The sequence below is a fragment of the Psychrobacter glacincola genome (genome assembly GCF_904846075.1).
GTDB lineage: Bacteria > Pseudomonadota > Gammaproteobacteria > Pseudomonadales > Moraxellaceae > Psychrobacter > Psychrobacter glacincola_C.
Window position 1 is genome coordinate 1,152,500 of sequence record NZ_CAJGZH010000001.1, and the last position, 18,563, is coordinate 1,171,062.

At 43.1% G+C, this 18,563-nt stretch carries 15 protein-coding genes and 1 pseudogene; 2 read left to right on the plus strand and 14 right to left on the minus strand.

The window, feature by feature from the left end:
• Positions 1-85: 85 nt before the first annotated feature.
• The 7 genes from hscA to JMW85_RS04950 form a co-directional block, all read right to left on the minus strand.
• A complete protein-coding gene (gene hscA / locus JMW85_RS04920) occupies positions 86-1,966 on the minus strand; it encodes a Fe-S protein assembly chaperone HscA (protein ID WP_087816153.1) in 1,881 nt (626 codons plus the stop codon).
• A gap of 274 nt (positions 1,967-2,240) precedes the next feature.
• Positions 2,241-2,822, minus strand: coding sequence for a Fe-S protein assembly co-chaperone HscB (gene hscB / locus JMW85_RS04925; RefSeq protein ID WP_087816155.1), 582 nt, complete (start codon positions 2,820-2,822; stop codon positions 2,241-2,243).
• 118 nt (positions 2,823-2,940) lie between these two features.
• The gene (gene iscA / locus JMW85_RS04930) at positions 2,941-3,261 is read right to left on the minus strand and encodes an iron-sulfur cluster assembly protein IscA (protein ID WP_045445072.1); all 321 of its coding nucleotides are present in this window, start codon (positions 3,259-3,261) and stop codon (positions 2,941-2,943) included.
• 248 nt (positions 3,262-3,509) lie between these two features.
• Positions 3,510-3,920, minus strand: a complete 411-nt coding sequence (iscU, locus tag JMW85_RS04935; RefSeq protein ID WP_055124404.1) for a Fe-S cluster assembly scaffold IscU — start codon at positions 3,918-3,920, stop codon at positions 3,510-3,512.
• 198 nt (positions 3,921-4,118) lie between these two features.
• Complete coding sequence (locus tag JMW85_RS04940; RefSeq protein ID WP_087816157.1) at positions 4,119-5,345, minus strand: IscS subfamily cysteine desulfurase; 1,227 nt, start codon at positions 5,343-5,345, stop codon at positions 4,119-4,121.
• Positions 5,342-5,851 (minus strand): Rrf2 family transcriptional regulator, encoded by a 510-nt coding sequence (locus JMW85_RS04945; protein WP_045451863.1) that lies wholly within the window; start codon positions 5,849-5,851, stop codon positions 5,342-5,344. The genes JMW85_RS04940 and JMW85_RS04945 overlap by 4 nt, the downstream gene beginning before the upstream one ends.
• 546 nt (positions 5,852-6,397) lie before the next feature.
• Positions 6,398-7,042 carry a hypothetical protein gene (locus JMW85_RS04950; RefSeq protein ID WP_087816159.1) on the minus strand — a complete coding sequence of 215 codons (645 nt, stop codon included), beginning with the start codon at positions 7,040-7,042 and terminating at the stop codon, positions 6,398-6,400.
• A gap of 519 nt (positions 7,043-7,561) precedes the next feature.
• Between JMW85_RS04950 and JMW85_RS04955 the strand changes: the two genes are divergently transcribed.
• Together JMW85_RS04955 and JMW85_RS04960 are read left to right on the plus strand one after the other, a co-directional pair.
• Positions 7,562-7,834 (plus strand): HU family DNA-binding protein, encoded by a 273-nt coding sequence (locus JMW85_RS04955; protein ID WP_045445077.1) that lies wholly within the window; start codon positions 7,562-7,564, stop codon positions 7,832-7,834.
• A 383-nt stretch (positions 7,835-8,217) separates the two neighbouring features.
• On the plus strand, positions 8,218-10,092 hold the full coding sequence (locus JMW85_RS04960; RefSeq protein ID WP_087816161.1) for a SurA N-terminal domain-containing protein: 1,875 nt from the start codon (positions 8,218-8,220) through the stop codon (positions 10,090-10,092).
• A 202-nt stretch (positions 10,093-10,294) separates the two neighbouring features.
• Here the strand turns inward: JMW85_RS04960 and purH are convergent.
• The 7 genes and pseudogenes from purH to mrcB all read right to left on the minus strand — a co-directional run bounded on the left by purH (position 10,295) and on the right by mrcB (position 18,523).
• Positions 10,295-11,879 (minus strand): annotated as a pseudogene (gene purH, locus JMW85_RS04965) (bifunctional phosphoribosylaminoimidazolecarboxamide formyltransferase/IMP cyclohydrolase).
• A 153-nt stretch (positions 11,880-12,032) separates the two neighbouring features.
• On the minus strand, positions 12,033-12,251 hold the full coding sequence (locus tag JMW85_RS04970; RefSeq protein WP_045452018.1) for a helix-turn-helix domain-containing protein: 219 nt from the start codon (positions 12,249-12,251) through the stop codon (positions 12,033-12,035).
• A gap of 4 nt (positions 12,252-12,255) precedes the next feature.
• Positions 12,256-12,393: a hypothetical protein gene (locus tag JMW85_RS04975; protein ID WP_201581103.1), complete on the minus strand. Its 138-nt coding sequence runs from the start codon at positions 12,391-12,393 to the stop codon at positions 12,256-12,258.
• A gap of 275 nt (positions 12,394-12,668) precedes the next feature.
• Complete coding sequence (locus JMW85_RS04980) at positions 12,669-13,961, minus strand: DUF3426 domain-containing protein (RefSeq protein WP_201581104.1); 1,293 nt, start codon at positions 13,959-13,961, stop codon at positions 12,669-12,671.
• A 196-nt stretch (positions 13,962-14,157) separates the two neighbouring features.
• Positions 14,158-15,084, minus strand: coding sequence for a 50S ribosomal protein L11 methyltransferase (prmA, locus tag JMW85_RS04985; protein WP_087816169.1), 927 nt, complete (start codon positions 15,082-15,084; stop codon positions 14,158-14,160).
• 122 nt (positions 15,085-15,206) lie between these two features.
• On the minus strand, positions 15,207-16,010 hold the full coding sequence (locus tag JMW85_RS04990) for a tetratricopeptide repeat protein (RefSeq protein WP_087816171.1): 804 nt from the start codon (positions 16,008-16,010) through the stop codon (positions 15,207-15,209).
• A gap of 35 nt (positions 16,011-16,045) precedes the next feature.
• Complete coding sequence (mrcB, locus tag JMW85_RS04995) at positions 16,046-18,523, minus strand: penicillin-binding protein 1B (RefSeq protein ID WP_087816173.1); 2,478 nt, start codon at positions 18,521-18,523, stop codon at positions 16,046-16,048.
• Between the last annotated feature and the right edge of the window lie 40 nt (positions 18,524-18,563).

An 18,563-nucleotide genomic window follows, 5' to 3' on the forward strand; every position in this document is an offset into this window, starting at 1 on the left:
TCTTTCCAGTGCTAATCAATTAAAAGAATAAAAATATAAGAAATGAGCTTAGTATGGTGACTAAGCCACATTTTAAATGTATCTGCTACCAATCTTGGGCATTCGTGCCTGCCATGCTGGCTTTAACGCTTTGATTCATAATACGGGCAGCAAAGGCATCACTGTGAGGCTTGAGCTTTGCTTGCTGTGCCTCGATAAGTGCCAAATCATCAGTACTGAGCGTTGTCTGCAACACTTGTATTTGCTCAGCCAATGAATGCTGCTCCTCAGAAGACAATAAAGCTGCAAATTCTTTAAGGGCAGATTGTAGCGCTAATACTTCACGCTCCGCTTCTACTTTGGTCTCGATTAAAGAACGTGTATTTTTATCTTCTTCTGCATGCTTGAATCCTGCGACGAGCAACTGCTCTTTTTGCTCATCTGATAACCCATAAGAAGGCACAATCTCAATCTTACTTTCTGTCTTGGTTGTGGTTTCTTGGGCGCTGACGGTTAGCTGTCCATTCGCATCGATACTAAAGGTGACTTCAATACGAGCAAATCCAGCTTTCATCGGCGGGATACCATATAGCTCAAAACGACCCAATGAACGGCAGTTATCGACCGTCTCACGCTCGCCCTGTACCACATGAATCACCATGCCTGTTTGACCATCTTGATAGGTGGTAAACACTTGGCGTTTTTTGACAGGAATAGGCGTATTACGTGGAATCAGTACTTCAACTAAGCCGCCCATGGTCTCAAGACCAAGCGATAGCGGCGTTACGTCTAACAATAATAGGTTGTTATTACTATCGCCATTGACCAATTGATGCGCCGTTTGGGCAGCACCCAAAGCCACGACTTCATCGGGATTTAGACGACAAAGTGGTTGCTTGGCAAAAAACTCTGTCACGACTTGTTGTATAGCAGGCATACGAGTAGAGCCACCGACCAAAATCACTTCGTCTAGATCAGCACTCGAAAGCTTGGCATCACGCAGGACTTGTTCGCATACGCTCAATGTACGGCGGCTAACTGGCTCTGCAATAGCCAGCAAATCTGTACGGCGAAGCACACCTTGGTAAGATTGCTCATTCACAGTGATATCGATATCAACTTGTTCATCGTCAGTCAATGCTTGCTTATAAGCTTTGGCTTGCTGTGCAAGTATCGACTTATCATGACGACTAACATCTTTTGGATCTATATTTAATTGCTTGATAAGCCAATTGGTCATTAGACGATCGATGTCGTCACCACCTAATGCACTATTACCGCCAGTTGCCAGTACTTCAAAGACACCATCAGTCAGCTTTAAGATAGAAACGTCAAAAGTACCGCCACCCAGATCGTAAATTAAATAATAACTTTCTTTATCGCCGTTTTGCGTTGACTGGTCGAGACCATAGGCGACGGCAGCAGCAGTAGGCTCATTTAGCAGGCGTAACACATTGATACCAGCCGCTTGGGCTGCATCTTTGGTCGCTTGCCGCTGTGCTTCATCAAAATAAGCAGGGACAGTAATGACCGCACCCTCAATACTGTCTGCAGGCAATGCGCTCGCTGCCCGTTGCTCAAGCGCTGCTAAAATACGTGCTGATACTTCAACAGGCGATACGTCACCTTGAGCCGTCACAAATGCTGGCATGTCATCTTTGCTGCCGCTTAACTCATAAGGATGAGAGAATTTGATATCAGCTTGACTACGACCCATAAAACGCTTAGCCGAGACGATCGTATTTTTTGGGTCATCCGCTAAGTGAGCTAATGCATCAGAGCCAACCAAGGGCTTACCTACACTTGGATAATAGACCACAGAAGGTAATAAGGTATCGGTAGCTGCGCTTGCCTCTAAGACTTGCGCCTTGCCTGAGCGTACTACCGCGACCAATGAGCGCGTAGTACCAAGATCAATTCCTAGGCCAAAACGATGCTGATGGGGTTGGGCGCTTTGATTGGGTTCGGCAATTTGCAATAAAGACATAAGATAACTCAAAGATAAAATGAAAGAGATAAAATTAATAAGTGAAATGAAACAAATATGATAAGCGCACTATTGTAGTTTAACTGCGTTGTATACACGTGAAAACGAAGATACTTAGCAATTAAAAGTGCTTAAAATAAGGGATTATACGGCATCGCTGTGACTATTTTAACCATCGCTTATAATATAGTTTTCAAATAAGCGTCATAAGCTAATAGCATTTATAAATAAATTTAGCATATAAAATAAATTAACAAGCTTATACGTCAGTTAGTTAGACGTATAAATCATCATCATCTGAATGCTCAGCAGTTGCTAACTCATCGATACCAGTAGTCACGTCAGCATTTAATTTGACTAAGAACTTTAGTTTTTGTGTCGCATCAATCGCCGTTTGCCAATCTTGGCTTTGGTAAGCATCGTTAAAACGCTTAGACTGTTTTGCCAGTCGCTCGGTGATTTGAGGGTGTAATTGTTGCAATGTCACACGATCTTTACCCTCGATAGCGTCATCTAAATCCATACGCATCTGCATCGCATCTTCTAAAAAGTCCAAGTCTGCAATTGAATGCTCTAGATTCTGTGCTTGATCTGCCATGTCTAGTAGATAGCTAGCACGACTATCAGGCACACTTAGCGCTTGGTAGGCTTGATTGATTAACGCTGAGGCCTGCTCAGACTGCTGTTGCGCTTGCGTAGTATTGGCTAGATTCTTGGTGACATTATCAGGATGATAACGTTTTTGTAGCAGACGTAGATGCTGATCGAGACTCTCTTGATTGACTTCAAACTGTACAGGCTGCTCAAATAGGGCAAAGAAGTTATCAAACTGGGCTTCTGCAGTAATGTCTGTCATATCATACGCCTTGCTTGTTATTTATTTTGAAAGTTTTCTTTAGCTGAGAACATATCTACTATGGCTTAAATATAGAGTCAGGAAACTCTAAGCTCAAGGGTTTTTAACCTTTGAACCATTAAACGGTAAAAGACTCGCCGCAACCACATTCGCCTTTTTGATTGGGATTCGTGAACTTAAAGCCTTCGTTAAGACCTTCTTTTTCGTAGTCCATCAACAAACCATCTAAATAGACCAAGCTTTTAGGATCAATAAAGATGTTAACGCCGCGGCTTTCGTAACGCGTGTCATTTTCATCAGGGGTATCTACAAACTCTAAAACGTAAGCTAAGCCTGAGCAGCCCGCAGTACGGATACCCACTCGAATACCTTCGCCTTTGCCGCGATTGTCCAAAAAGTCTCGAACATGCTGAGCGGCGCGTTCTGTCATTTCAATCATGCCAACTCCCATTGACTATCAATGATAAATATCAATCAAAAAAATCTGTATAAACTGGCAATGAAAATAGTGCACTTGCCAAAAAAATCTTAATAACGACCAGTTAAGAATCACTAGAAAATAAAAGGTGACAATTACATTAGCGTTATTGTCACCTTTTTAGCGTTAGTAGCTGTTCAATACATCGACTACTAAAGTACGGTCATTAAGACCGTGTACTTAGAAGTACAATACTTACGCTAATAGGTTTAGCTAGCCGCTTCTTCTGTTTCTACTGCTGCGCTATGCTTACCTTTATAGTCGCTAATAGCGGCTTTAATGGCGTCTTCAGCAAGTACAGAGCAATGCACTTTTACTGGTGGTAAGGCCAACTCTTTCGCGATATCGTTGTTTTTGATTTCGCCCGCTTGATCCAAGCTTTTGCCTTTTAGCCACTCAGTAACGAGCGAGCTTGAAGCGATTGCCGAACCACAGCCGTAAGTTTTAAAGCGTGCATCTTCAATGATGCCGTTATCATCAACTTGAATCTGTAGGCGCATTACATCGCCACAAGCTGGGGCACCAACCATACCAGTACCAACGTTTTTGGCATTTTTATCAAGATTGCCGACGTTGCGTGGATTTTCGTAATGATCAATAACTTGGTCACTATAGGCCATGGGGTTTTCTCCTAGTTAGATGATGAGTAGTTAATTACTGACTTTAAATGTCTAACTACTCATCGATAATTGGGGTCAAACATTTAGTTAATAGAAACGGTATTTATAAAAACGGTATTTATAAAAACTGGATTTATAAGTGTCTGATCAATCGTTTAATGGTTCTGTTTGATAACTATATCGTTGCTTTCGGTAATTTTAGTGCTCAGCCCATTCGACTGAATCTAAATCAACACCTTCTTGGTACATATCCCAAAGTGGTGATAAGGCACGTAATTTATCGACCGCTTCATGCATTTGTTTGATGACAGTATCGATGTCTGCTTCAGTGGTATAACGACCGAAGCTGAAACGAATGGAGCTGTGTGCTAATTCATCTGGGCGACCAATAGCGCGTAATACATATGATGGCTCAAGCGTCGCTGATGTACAGGCTGAACCTGATGATACAGCTAAATCTTTGAGCGACATCATGAGAGATTCGCCCTCAACGAAGTTGAAGCTGATGTTTACAATGTTAGGTACGCTGTGCTCAAGATCACCATTTAGGTAAATCTCTTCGATATCTTGTAGACCGTTCCACAGTTTTTGGCGTAGCTTGGCTGCATGTGCATGGTCTTCTTCATAACGCTCATTGGCTAAAGCAAATGCTGCCCCAAGACCAACGATTTGATGCGTCGGTAATGTACCTGAACGCATACCGCGCTCATGACCACCGCCATGCTGCTCTGCTTTCAAGCGGATACGTGGCTTACGGCGAACAAATAATGCACCAATACCTTTAGGACCGTAGGCTTTGTGACCTGAGAAGCTCATCAAATCGATCTTCGTGGTTTCAAGGTCAATCAATACTTTACCAACAGATTGTGCGCCATCGACGTGGAAGACCACACCTGCTTCACGAGTGATTTCACCAATGGCAGCGACATCAGTAATCGTACCAAGCTCATTATTTACCATCATGAGTGATACTAAGATAGTATCGTCACGTAATGCTTCTTTCACTTGCTCTGGTAAGATTAGCCCAGTGCTTGGCTGTGGCTCAAGATAAGTAATCTCAAAACCTTCTTGCTCAAGCTCACGGCACGTATCTAATACGGCTTTATGTTCGATCTTACTGGTAATGATGTGCTTACCACGAGATTGATAAAAGTGGGCGGCACCTTTAATGGCTAAGTTATCTGATTCTGTTGCACCAGAGGTAAAGACAATCTCGCGTGGATCAGCGTTAATGACTTCAGCCACTTGTTGACGCGCTGTTTCTACCGCTTCTTCTGCTTGCCAGCCATAGCCATGCGAGCGCGAGGCTGGATTACCAAAGATGCCATCTACTGTCAGATACTCGCTCATCTTAGCAGCTACTGATTTTGCAACTGGTGTGGTGGCGGCATAATCTAAGTATATAAGGTTGTTATGTTGGCTCATGCTGGGTTTGCCTCGCTGTTCGATAGGGTAATAGTGTTGATATCTTTTATGGAAATCTCTTTGGTAGAGCTGTGCTGACGCTCTGACACTGATTGCACATTTTCCATGTCTAATAATTGCGCTAATGTTATATTTTTCAAGTACTGTTCGATATGATTGGACAGTGCACACCATAAATCATGGGTTAAGCACATTGTACCACCTTGACAGTCGCCGCGTCCTTCGCACTGCATCGCATTAACCGACTCATCGACGGCAGATATGATGCTCATGACGTCTATTTCATGCAATGGTTTGGCTAGATGATAGCCACCGGCCGCACCTCGGATGCTAGTGACCAGACCACGCTTACGAAGTTTGGAAAACAGTTGTTCAAGGTAAGAGATAGAAATCGATTGCCGCTTGGCGATATCAGATAAGGAGACTGCAGTGTCTTGTTGGCTGGTCTGTAATGCCAAATCCAGTAACGCAGTAACGGCATATCTGCCTCGAGTAGTCAAACGCATGTGTTATCTCCAAACTTTTAAGTCATTTTTATTTAACAACGACCTTAGCAAAATGATAGTGGTGGTAGCTTGTAGCGCAATATGAAAGCTACTGATGGAATCACATAACCGCTAAGTTGTGTCTTATCGTTATTAAACAGCAGATGATGGACCCGATGTGTGCAACGATTAAGCCAATTATACTTAATCCTGAGTAATTTAGTCAAGATTAAAGTGTGGTTGAATGGTTAATCGAGCTTATCACTATGATTGATAAAAACAATGGTATTAAAAGGAGGGACTATAAGATTGAGAACATTGATTCCTAGCATTTTTGAAATACTAAAATTTTGAAATACTAAAATACAGTCTTGAGGTTTGAGTTCTAAGTTTTTTCTTTAACGACTATCAATTATATTAGGGCATGCTGAATGTTCAATACGCCCCAGTCATCTAAGCGCTTAGTATATTAAGCGCTTAATATGCCTTAATCGGCATCAAACGCGTTTGGTAAAGCAAGCAGCCTTTCATTATTAAGCTGACATTGGTAAGTCGTTGTTGGCGACATTAATTCATCAATAGCGTGATAATGGCTGCGATCATAATGACGAGAGCAGCCACGGTGACGATTATCAGGGTTTTTTGTTTGCTCTGTAACTCTTTAACCGTGATTTCAAGCTCACGGTTTTTAATAGTTAAGGTGTTTATTTGGGTTTGTTGCTCTTTGATGCGTAATTTATAGCTGTCTTTTTTGTCAGCCATTTCAGCTTCAGTAGGCTTGGTCTTACCTTTGCCACCTTTTATCTTTTTAATAAGACCTTGAATTAAGCTGCCAAGACCGAGCTGCATAATAAACTGCTTGACCAACTGTACTTGAACAGACTCGCCGCGCATTTGTAGTTTTTCGGTGGTTTCGCTGTCATGAGTGGTGATCGCATTGATCACTTGGATGCTATAAGCATTAATAATGACGTCAGGTTCGCTGCGGTCAATAGGTAACTCTGCGTCTAATAATACGCCTTTGGTGCTAAAAGTGGCAAAAACCTCAACATGCGGTAGATACAAGCGTAGCGCCACGACAGTACCTTGCTTGGCAAGTGGGTAAGCGGCTTTACGTAGTTCGGGATCTAAACGTAACAATAGTGTCAGCGCCGACTCGATGAACACCAGAATGATATTAAGAAAAGAGTGAGACAACGTAGAACGCTTCATGTAAATAATCCGTTTTATATTTGGCAAATTAGAGGCAAAAGACAAACAAGAGTCAAAATTGACCCAAAAGGTGCAGTGATATTTTGCTTATAGTAACGCCTTTATAATAAAAAGTAACGCTAGTTTCTGTCAGTTGGGAAATTATTACTTTACAATTTGGTAATCAACAAGGACACAGATATTTATGACTGGCGATGCCTCAGTACGAGATAACATCTCTTTGAACGATAAGGCAGTATAGAGGTTGACTCGCTAAGTCGAAGTTAGGAAAAGCCAAGGTCACTAGCGGTTATGACCATTGCAGAGGCTTTGCGTAACATTGAGTGTCAAATACGTAGTACAGTAGGCAAAAATATGTAAAATCGCTTGCGCTCCTTATGCTGCCTTGATATAAAGACGATAACAAAGCGAAACCTGTTAATACGCCAGTCAGGCAGTTTTTATTGCTTAAATGCTATGAGAGCGTTACAATGCTTGGCGTGAGCGTTTATTATCCCCCTTAAACTTGAAGGAAATTTTATGAATAAGTCAGAATTAATTGATAGCATCGCAGACAAAAGTGGCCTAAACAAAACCCAAGCTGGCGATGCATTGAATGCTGTTATGGAAAGTGTTGGTGAAGCGCTAGAAGCTGGCGATAGCATCTCATTGGTTGGTTTTGGTACTTTCAGCGTAAAAGACCGTAAAGCACGTACTGGCCGTAACCCTAAGACGGGTGAAGAGCTTAGCATTCCAGCAAGTAAAGTACCAAGCTTTAAAGCGGGTAAAAACTTAAAAGAGCGTTTAAACTAAGCCGTTTTATTAAAAATGGATGCTGTATAACGACGTGATATACGAATCAACACAGCATTTACTTAGTAAAGCACTATATGGTTTATAGCATGGCTGAAAAGTCATAATATGAATCATAAAAAAGCACCTAGATATTAGGTGCTTTTTTTATCGCTATAGTTTGTATCATACCACGTGAATATTTTGAGTCTGCATCAAAAATCACGTATCATAGGGCGCGCGATAGATGCGTTATTTAAATAAGGCTGTTTTACTCAGTCTTGTTGCTCTATATCAAATTCACACGTTCTTATTCTTACCATTGCCTGCTTAGATAGCATTGATATTAATAGTAATATTACAATGGTTTTTCATCAATATAGGTTTATAAAGCAGAGATAACTATGGATAAATTGCGCGATTTCTTAAAAAGCTGGCCAGGTCGCATTTTATTGATTTTATGCCTATCGCCGCTCGCTCTATTGGGTGTCGAAAGCTATTTTGGAGGCGGGGTCGATCCCAACCAAGTCGCTCAGGTGGGTGAAGCAAGCGTAGGGTTGTCCGAGTATCAGACTGCCGTAAATAACCGTCGTACTGAAATACTAGAACAAGTTGATGATGCCAGTCTATTAAATGAAGATGTATTGCACGAGCAGGTGCTCAAAGGTCTCATTGATCGTACGCTATTGGAGCAGCAAGCGGGCAAGCTTGGTATGACAGTCTCTGATGACACGATTAATCGTTTGTTGCGTGAAGAAGAAATTTTTAAGGACGCAGAAGGTAATTTTTCTAACGACCAATTCTCAAACTTCTTGCGCCAGCGCGGCATGACTAAAGATCAGCTATTTGCTGAGTTTCGTAACCAGTTAAGCCTCGACCAACTCAATGCCAGTATCGTTGGCACGGCAGTATATCCTATGCAAGCGGTCAGTCAATTGATTGACTTACAACTTGAGTCGCGCAATATCTGGCTGCATAGATTTAATTGGCAAGATTATGCAGATCAGGTCAAGTTAAGCAAAGGCGATATACAAGCCTATTATGATGCCAATAAAGACACGCTAAAAAGTGCGGCGATGGTAGATTTGGCATATTTGCAATTAAGTCCTAAAACCATTCAAGTGAATGAAGTTACGGAAGAGGATTTGCAGCAGCAATATGAAGCTTATAAGCAAGGGCTAGCGGTCGTCGATGAACGTAAGATCAGTCAAATCCTATTAACGGGTAAAGACGCGAAGACCAGAGCGGCCAAAATCAAAGCCCGCTTGGATAAAGGTGAGTCTTTTGCCGCATTGGCTAAAACCGAGTCAGATGATCCATCGGGAGCAACAGGTGGCGATATTGGTACCTTTAATCCCTCTGTGTTTGGTAATGATGCCGCAGCGGTTGAGCAGGCTTTAGAAGGCTTAAGTGTGGGTGATGTAACAGCACCTATTAAGACTAGCTTTGGCTACCAGATATTTACCGTAACCGAAGATAACGGTAGTAAAATCCCAAGCCTAGAAAGCATGCGTGCAGAGCTGACAGCAAAAGCCAAAGAATATAAGCGTCAAGAAATCTATGCAGATAAAGTGACAGCGATTAATGACTTGGCAGCAGATGGCTTCAGTATTGAAGACATCGCTCAGCAAGAGAACGTAACGCTAAAACGTATCAAGGATTATCGTAAAGAAAACAACAAATCGGAGTTATCACAACCAGCAGTGATTAAGCAGGCTTTTGATGAGTTTACGATTCAAGATCAGGCAGTAACCGCAGGTATCGAAGTTGGTAACGGGACGGTATGGGTGCAACCAAGCAACTATCGTCCTACGAAAACGCTTAGCTTAGCTGCTGCTACGCCAAAAATCACTCAGATATTACGTCAAGAAAAGGCCACGGCATTGGCGCTAAAAGAGGCGAAGAAACTAGCCGCTGGTATTAAAACGCCTGCTGATATCAATAAACAGCCAGTACGTTTTCAATCATTAGGTGAAGTGAATCGCCAAACCACTCTATTGACAGAGAAAGAGCGCGGATTGGCCTTTAGTCAGCAAGCAGCTAATAATGGTGTCGTTGCTATTGCCAGTGAGACTGAGATGGGCGCGACTTTGTTGGTCGGTGATCGTATTAAAACAGAGGAGCAGTCGCCATTATCTGATGTGCAAAGAGCACAAACGGCTGCCATCATTCGTGATAACTTGGGGCAAGATCAGCTACAAGATTACTTGGATTATCTCCGCTTGGTATATAAAGTTGAAATTAATGACGCCAATATAGCAAATGCGCAAGGGCGTTAGAAATAAAACGGTTAAAGCAAACTTGAGATACTTACTTAGTCATTCTTTCTAAATAATCTTCTCAAGTTTGAAGCATAAAAAAGCCACTGTCTACAGTGGCTTTTTTAATGAGTATTACTTTTATCATAAAGATTTAGCATTAATGGCGATACGAAATTCAATATTGCTATCAATGCTAATATTCAAAGTAATACGGAACAATTTAATGGCGGAAATGACGCATACCAGTGAATACCATCGCGATGCCATGCTCATTTGCCGCAGCAATGGTTTCATCATCACGCATAGACCCACCTGGCTGGATAATAGCAGCAATACCGACTTGGGCAGCGTTATCGATGCCATCACGGAAAGGGAAGAAGGCATCTGATGCCATAACAGCACCTTCAGTAGCCAATCCAGCGTGCTCAGCTTTGATAGCAGCGATACGCGCTGAGTTGACACGGCTCATCTGACCAGCACCAACACCGATAGTACGCTGACCTTTGGCATAAACAATCGCATTGGATTTGACGTATTTTGCCACATTCCAGCTGAATAATAGATCGGCGATTTGCGCTTCTGTTGGTTGTACATCAGTGACAATCTTTAAGTCATTGGCTGTAATCAAACCAAGATCTTGCTCTTGTACTAGCAGGCCACCATTGACGCGCTTGTAGTCAAGCTGACTATCGCGTTGATCTGGCGCTGGCAGTTCGCCGCACACCAATACACGGACATTTTTCTTAGCAGCTGTCGCTTCAAGTACACCATCTTCGATGCTTGGTGCAATAATAACTTCTACAAACTGATTGTCGATAATGGCTTTAGCCGCCGCCAACGTCAATGGGCGGTTAAAAGCAATGATGCCGCCAAAAGAAGACTCAGGGTCAGTACTAAAGGCAGTGTTATACGCGGTTACTTGATCGTTATCTACAGCGACACCGCAAGGATTAGCATGCTTAACGATAACGCAAGCAGGGGCACTAAAGGCTTTCACGCACTCAAGGGCAGCATCAGTATCGGCGATATTGTTATAAGATAGCGCCTTGCCTTGCAGTTGCTTAGCAGTCGCTATAGAGGCTTGTTGGCTTTTTAGCGGATGGTTTTCTGTATAAAAAGCGGCGTTTTGATGTGGGTTTTCGCCGTAGCGTAGATCCTGTGCTTTTTCGAGCTGCACATTAAAGGTACGTGAGAAATTCTCAGGCTGCTGGCTTTCATTGACACGGCTACCTAAGAAATTAGCAATCATTCCGTCGTACTGTGCAGTATGCTCAAAAGCCTTAACCGCTAAGTCATAGCGCAAAGCAGGTGTCAGCTCGGTGCCATCATCTAAAGCGGCAAGTATGCGCTCATAATCTGCTGGATCAGTCACGATACCCACATGAGCGTGGTTTTTCGCCGCAGAACGCACCATCGTAGGACCACCGATGTCGATGTTTTCGATAGCGTCGTTCATGGTGACGTCAGCACGAGCAATGGTTTCTGCAAACGGATAAAGGTTGACGACAACCAAATCAATACGCTCAATCGCGTGCTCACTCACTCATTACGGCATCGTCTGTACCACGGCGTCCTAAGATGCCACCATGAATTTTAGGATGTAGCGTTTTGACACGGCCATCCATCATTTCAGGAAAACCTGTGTAATCGGATACTTCGGTCACAGCAACATTGTTTTCTGTGAGTAAACGATAAGTACCGCCAGTAGACAGTAAGCCAAAGCCTGACTTAATAAGGCCTTGCGCAAATTCAACGATATTGGATTTATCAGAGACTGACAATAGAGCAAGTGGGGTTGTACTCATAAGAAAATTTCCATAAAAAAAGCCTGACGTAAACGTCTGGCAAGGTGACAATGACAATTTTTGCAGACAATATCATGGTGGATAGCGTCAATAACGTTAAATTGCCATACATAATGATTGGTAATAAAGACAGAGAAATGCATATAGCAAATGCTACATTAAGTCATAAGTTTTGAGTTTTTTGCGTAAAGTGCCACGATTCAGACCTAAGATTTGTGCACACTTGGTTTGATTGCCTCGAGTTTTTTCAAGGACAACCGATAATAGCGGCTCTTCAACTTGTTTTAAAATAAGCTCATACAAGTCTGTCGGCATCTCATCACCTAGCATCGCGAAGTACTGTCGTACCACACGCTCCACATGTACGCGCAGTGGTTCATGACGCTGGCTCGCATCGCTGTTCTAATGAGGAGTCAACATGACGAGTTGAATGATGGTTAGCTGTACTATAATCGGCAGGATGCTCAGAGCTTGTGGCAAAATGATTGGCATTATGCTGTGCATGAGGTGCCATAAGATAATGTCCTTGGGATTGGAAAGAGTCAAACCATAAGATATCAGGGTATTATATCAAATTAATATCGTTTAGCGCTGACAGATTAACCTTATATTGGCAGCAGTATGACTAGGGTATATGCTTACTATTATAACATTGCCACAAAATATAACTGGCTGTGTCGCACTTGCATCACTATTGAACTTGCGACCTGTCTACGTTTTTCTGACGGCTGAAGTTTTAAGAGACAAGGTTGTTTATAGATAGACAATATTTTGTTGGTAATTATCTATTCAATACAGAGGACTTATAGTCACTTCTCGAATTTGTCTATTAGCAACAGGGATGGTAAATAATATGTTTCGACTACTGTCCGCCGCTAATTGGCTTTGCTTGCTTAATAGATAATCAGCTGGCGTGGCGATGAATTCTCCAATCATATCATTTGCGCCGTATACGCTGACTTTAATATTCGGATACAGCTGCGCTTTGGCACTTTGATTGTTTAATGTGGCACTGACATCGCTCGACTTTCCATCCATCTTAATCTTACTCGATTTATGATTAAGGTTGGTAATCGTGAATGCTGTTAGATCGGCACTAGGTAAACTACAGGCAGCCACTGCACATACTGATTGTAAGCGCTCTGCATGCACTGGGTTTTTCATCAAAGTTTCTAGATTGAAAATGACGTATTGAGCAAAAAGTAGCAGTGCTAATACTAAGCATCCTAGTGTCCATAGTAAGGATGCGATAGAACGTCTCTGCGGCGTAGGTGTAAACTTTGCTTGTGCTTTTCTCACACGCTCTTCGGCGGTTAATGCTTCATCTTTCAGTGGTACACCCATATCGAGCAACAGTTGTGATAAATCGGTATCGTCTTGTCGAACCTCTTCGCTTTTATTTTGTTCTTTTAGGAGTTTTTCGAGCCAAGAATTATCCGCAGTATCATCCACATTGGCATGAATATCATTAGCGGCTGCTGAACTGAGCGCCATTTGTGCCGATGAGGAATTTTCTGTTGTATCACCAGATGATACTTTCGCTGATGACGCATTGTTTTTATCTGTTTTTTTAGAGAGGTTGCTTGTTAGTTGGTTGTCTGCTGTAGAAGTATAACTGCTATTGTTCATATTGCTTGCTTGAGTCAGCCAAGCATCCATACTATCTAGAGAATCATACTCTAAAATACTTTCTTCTGGCTCATCGCTATCCATATCATCATAGATTAAGCCGTCATGAATCAAATCATCCTCAATTAAAGTATCAGATGAAATATTTTTTGAATGTGGAGGAGTGAGTGGTGACTTAGCAGCGCCTACTGCATGTTGATTTTTATTATGATTGTCAGCGGTTTGTGCAGAATGTCCATTTGAATCGGCTGTCATATTGGTGTCAGTCGTTGTATTTTCTTGAATCGCGGAAGTACTGACAGCATCGGCAGTGAGGATAAGATGTTTATTGACCAAAAAACTCTGTTGGCATTGATCACAGCTAACAGTGGCGTTTACTTTATTCAACTGTGTTTGCTGTATTTTAAAGCAAGCTTGGCAATGAGGGCACTGAGTTTTTATGGGCGTGGTCATAGGGTCGAATCCAAAAAATTATGGTTATCAATACCGCTTAGCCACTCGCTAATAGTTGCCTATAGTGCTAATACTGCCTTTTGTATCAGCTTTAAATATTAGCTGTAAATGTCCATAAATCATGAATAAGGACAGAGTGGCGTCAAATGCATGACATTTGACTGCCCTCTATCGTAACAGATGTAATTAAATGTTGCTAGCCTGTAAATGTACCAGATAAACGCTGCCAATGTTGGTCTTCTTGCGCTGTAAAAGCATGCTTTGCATCAAGCGCAAAATAAGGTTGATAAGCCGCCGTTACTTGTTCGGTTTGTGACTCTATTAGACCGGCCAATACAATGCGACCTTTTGGTGCGATTAAGGTGGCGAAGTAAGGCGCTAAGCCAATGAGCGGCTTGGCTAGAATGTTTGCAACGATTACGTCTACAGGTAACACATCATTTTGTGTGCAGTATTCAGTAAAGTCTTCTGGCAAAAACGCTTGCAGGCGATCCCCAACGTGATTACGTGCGGCATTTTGATTGGTTGCCAGCACTGCTTGTGGGTCGATATCGACGGCATACACGTGGCGCGCACCTAATAACAAAGCAGCAATGCCTAAAATACCTGAACCGCAACCATAATCAATCACCACTTTGTCTTTTAGATCTTGTTCTGTTAACCAGTCAAGACATAAGCGGGTAGTGGCATGATAGCCTGTACCAAAAGCTAGGCCCGGGTCCATAATAATGTTAGTCGCCTCAGGATTGGGCGGTGTCAGCCAGTTGGGTACAATCCATAAATTATTGGCACATTCGATAGGATGGTAATTGCTCATCCATTCGCGCTCCCAATCTTTATCATCGACAGCCGTGAGCCAGATACGAGTGGCTTGCACTTGTGCTGCGATTTCATGACTGAGCTGCTCGACCGCCTGACGACTGCCAGCATCGGTGGTCGCATCAAATAGCCCTGTCAAGATAACTTCATCCCATAGCGGTGATTCACCAGGTAAGGGCTCAAATAAAGGCTGGTCACCTGCGTCGTCTAAGGCGATGGATAATGCACCTGCTTCTAGGAGCAGTGCCTCAGCCAAATCGACGTTTGCTTTTTCACATTGTAAATGCAGTTGTTGCCATGCCATAACGATAACCTTAATTAAAAATAAATGTCTATTTTGGATAAATGATGCGTATGCACAATATAAAAAGTGAATAGATACCAAATGATAAACTTGGTCTCTATTCACTTCGCTATGTCTTGATATTAGCGTAAGGCTTGCTTCGCTTCACTGATGACGCGAGCGTTGCCTTGGGCTTGTCCTGATTGCAAAATAATTTGCCACAGCGCGCGGCGACGACTGGTATCTTGAGAAACACTCAGACCACGGCGTGCCATGGCTTCTGCTTTACGCGGCTGGTTCTTTTTTAATGCCACTTGCGCCAAATAGAAATACACCGCAGAAGATTTAGGTGCTAGGCGCTGTGCACGGGTAAAGCTGTTTTCAGCATTGGTTAGTTTGCCAGCTTTTAGTTGACTGATACCTGCTTGCATCAAATTGCGAAATGCTGGCAAGTTGCTATTGTTGGTAGTAGCTTGCTGTGTCCGTTGCTGCGAGTTTTTTCTTGCCTGTTCTAGCAATTCGTTGTGTGACGGTGCTGACGGCTCAGAGATGATGTAGTCATCACGCGAAGGGATGATAATAACTGGATCAGGTTGGGTCAACACAGGATTAGATGGTGTAAATACAGGCGTCTCTTGAGTCAACGGATTGGTTGATTCGGCTGGTTCGGAGGAATTATAAGGCTCAATGGGGTAGTCGTCCTCTGTTCTGACAATGGGCGCTTGCGTCACAGTCGCTATGGGGGCTTTGGCTGTTTGCGATGATGGCAGCGTTTGAGTCGGTACCGTTTTTATTGCGGTAGATGCAGTCGGCGCAGTCTGGCAAGCACTCAAACTCAACATGCCAGCTAGAGCACTGACTGCCAGCATCGTATTGGCTGGCTTGATTTTGATAGACCGCGTTATGACGGCTGACCTAGCTGATACAGTTTGCTTGAGAGATAACATTAAGTTGAGACCTTTTTTAAGTTTCACAAATAACTTTAGAACCATTCAACGGCACGATCATACCAAGTATCGGCACGACTTTCTGCATCATTACCATTTGACCCATCACTGTTTTCCTGGTTGTCGCTATCAACAGCTTCGCCATTTGGAATCTCTAAACCTTCACTACGGCGCTGCTGGTTTTGTTCACGAGCACGATCTTGTTGATATAAGCCGACAGCGCAACTGCTGGCTTCTTCTGGTAAATATGCCGACAGGACAGGCAGATAGCGTGCATCTGCACAGCGCTCATTAGACAACTTGCCTGAGTTGTTCTCTAACCACAACCATTCAATACCTTCAGGCTCTGGTAGTGCCACAGGCGTCAGTTTCAAGCGATTCATATAGTCAACCCAAACTGGCAATGCGCCAGTACCGCCGCTTAAACCAATTGGCTTGTTATCATCACGGCCAACCCAAACCACACTGACATAGTTGCCACTGTAGCCTGCAAACCAAGCGTCGCGGTAATCATTTGTGGTACCTGTTTTGCCAGCAAGATTTAGATTGCTACCAAGTGATTGCACGCGTTTGGCAGTACCGTTTTTGACCACATCTTGTAAAGCATAGTTAATTAAGAAATTGGTCTCAGGCGGAATACTACGCTGAGTGTTGAGTCCAGTACGTTGTAAAATACGACCACGGTCATCAATGACGGTGCGAATACTATGGATAGGCGTACGGAAGCCACCAGTTGCAAAGACTTGATAGACACCAAGCATGTCCATTGGGCTAAGATTAACAGAACCTAACAATGCTGACGGGTAGGGTGGTATTTTTTCTTTAATACCCATGCGCTGTAACTGCTTGGCAAAGGTATCGACCCCAAACTCCATACCTAAGCGTACCGCTGCTTGGTTATAAGACTTTGATAAAGCGGTGGTAAATGGCACATAACCATGGTCACGATTGTCATAGTTCTTGGGGTTCCATTTAGTACCATCGCTTAGATTCACGGTAATCGGTGAGTCATCGACTGAGCTTGCAAGATTATAGCGCCCACTTTCAAGTGCTGTCATATAAATAATAGGCTTCAATAACGAGCCCACTTGGCGCTTGGCATCGACCGCACGGTTAAAGCCGGTAAATTCACTGCCACTACCCACCACAGAGACCAGCTCACCAGTCTCAGGATTGGCACTCACTAAGGCACCTTGTAAGTCCTTGGTTTTGCTACTGTTACGCCGCAGCTCACCCAATTTTCTATCAACTGCTTTGTCTGCGGCTAATTGTGCAATAGGGTCTAAAGTACTGATAATGATAAGACCTTCATTTTTGAGATCATCAGAATAGTACACGGTGTTCAGCTCGCGCTTGACGATATCCAAAAAGTCAGGGAATTGACTTTTGCCTTCGACAGGTTTGTCCACGACACCAAGAGGCTGCTTAAGTGCTTTTTCATAGTCTTCTTGACTGAGTGAGCCAACGGCCAGCATGTTGCCCAGTACGACGTCACGGCGTGCTTTTGAATCGTTTGGATGGCGACGTGGGTTGTAGATACTCGGGCCTTTTGCCATACCGACTAACAGGGCTTGCTGATCCAAGCGCAGCTCATTCAGTGGTTTATCAAAGTAAAACTGTGATGCCAAGCCAAAACCATTAATAGAGCGGTTGCCGTTTTGACCCAAATAAATCTCGTTGAGGTACGTTTGTAGAATTTCATCTTTGCTATAATGTAGCTCGAGCAATACTGCCATTAACGCTTCGTTGGCTTTGCGCTTCAGCGTACGATCTGAATTGAGATAGAAGTTTTTAATTAGCTGCTGAGTGATGGTCGAGCCGCCTTGTCTAGAGCCACCAGAAAAGTTGTTCAGTACGGCACGTGCAATGCCTCGTATAGAGACACCTTTGTGCTCATAAAATGCACGATCTTCTGTGGCTATTAACGCATCAATGAGTGGTTGTGGCACTTCATCTAACGAGACGACCAAACGATCTTCATTACTGTCAGGATAAATGCCACCGATACTCACCGGCTCTAAGCGAATGATGCCGCTTTTGGCAGGCAAAGTGCTTTGCACGGACTCAATCTTATTACCAGCAATGGTCATTTTTATGACTTGCTCTTTATCCACATCGTTGGCGCTATAAGTAAAACCGCGAGTATGAATAAAGTAGGTATTACCTGATCTATGATAGGTTCCCGTGCGATCATAAGCTTTGTTGCTTTGATAGTTCAGCAACTCCAGCCATGTCTTCATCGTATCTTTGTCGACACTCGCGCCTTGATACAATTCAAGCGGCTGCGAATACACTTTAGCAGGAATATCCCAGCGCTTACCCTCAAACTTATGAGTAATGGTGCGATCAAGTTTGATTAAATATAGCGCCAAGAGCACCATGCCAGCAATAATGACAATTAAGATAAGACTACTAAATACCAACCCACGCTGCTGTGAAGGGAGCGTGTGGTTAACAGATTTAGAGGGCTGTGTTAACTTGGTATTTGGTAACTTGGAATTGGATGTTTGCACTGATGTCGCACCATTTTGGTATAAAAAACTGCCTCATAAT

Coding starts and splice junctions, on each gene's coding strand:
- JMW85_RS04950 (WP_087816159.1), bottom strand. CDS start 7,042: ATGAAGCGTTCTACGTTGTCTCACTCTTTTCTTAATATCATTCTGGTG.
- JMW85_RS04955 (WP_045445077.1), top strand. CDS start 7,562: ATGAATAAGTCAGAATTAATTGATAGCATCGCAGACAAAAGTGGCCTA.
- JMW85_RS04960 (WP_087816161.1), top strand. CDS start 8,218: ATGGATAAATTGCGCGATTTCTTAAAAAGCTGGCCAGGTCGCATTTTA.
- JMW85_RS04940 (WP_087816157.1), bottom strand. CDS start 5,345: ATGAGCCAACATAACAACCTTATATACTTAGATTATGCCGCCACCACA.
- JMW85_RS04975 (WP_201581103.1), bottom strand. CDS start 12,393: ATGGCACCTCATGCACAGCATAATGCCAATCATTTTGCCACAAGCTCT.
- JMW85_RS04945 (WP_045451863.1), bottom strand. CDS start 5,851: ATGCGTTTGACTACTCGAGGCAGATATGCCGTTACTGCGTTACTGGAT.
- JMW85_RS04980 (WP_201581104.1), bottom strand. CDS start 13,961: ATGACCACGCCCATAAAAACTCAGTGCCCTCATTGCCAAGCTTGCTTT.
- JMW85_RS04990 (WP_087816171.1), bottom strand. CDS start 16,010: ATGTTATCTCTCAAGCAAACTGTATCAGCTAGGTCAGCCGTCATAACG.
- hscB (WP_087816155.1), bottom strand. CDS start 2,822: ATGACAGACATTACTGCAGAAGCCCAGTTTGATAACTTCTTTGCCCTA.
- iscA (WP_045445072.1), bottom strand. CDS start 3,261: ATGATTGAAATGACAGAACGCGCCGCTCAGCATGTTCGAGACTTTTTG.
- hscA (WP_087816153.1), bottom strand. CDS start 1,966: ATGTCTTTATTGCAAATTGCCGAACCCAATCAAAGCGCCCAACCCCAT.
- prmA (WP_087816169.1), bottom strand. CDS start 15,084: ATGGCATGGCAACAACTGCATTTACAATGTGAAAAAGCAAACGTCGAT.
- iscU (WP_055124404.1), bottom strand. CDS start 3,920: ATGGCCTATAGTGACCAAGTTATTGATCATTACGAAAATCCACGCAAC.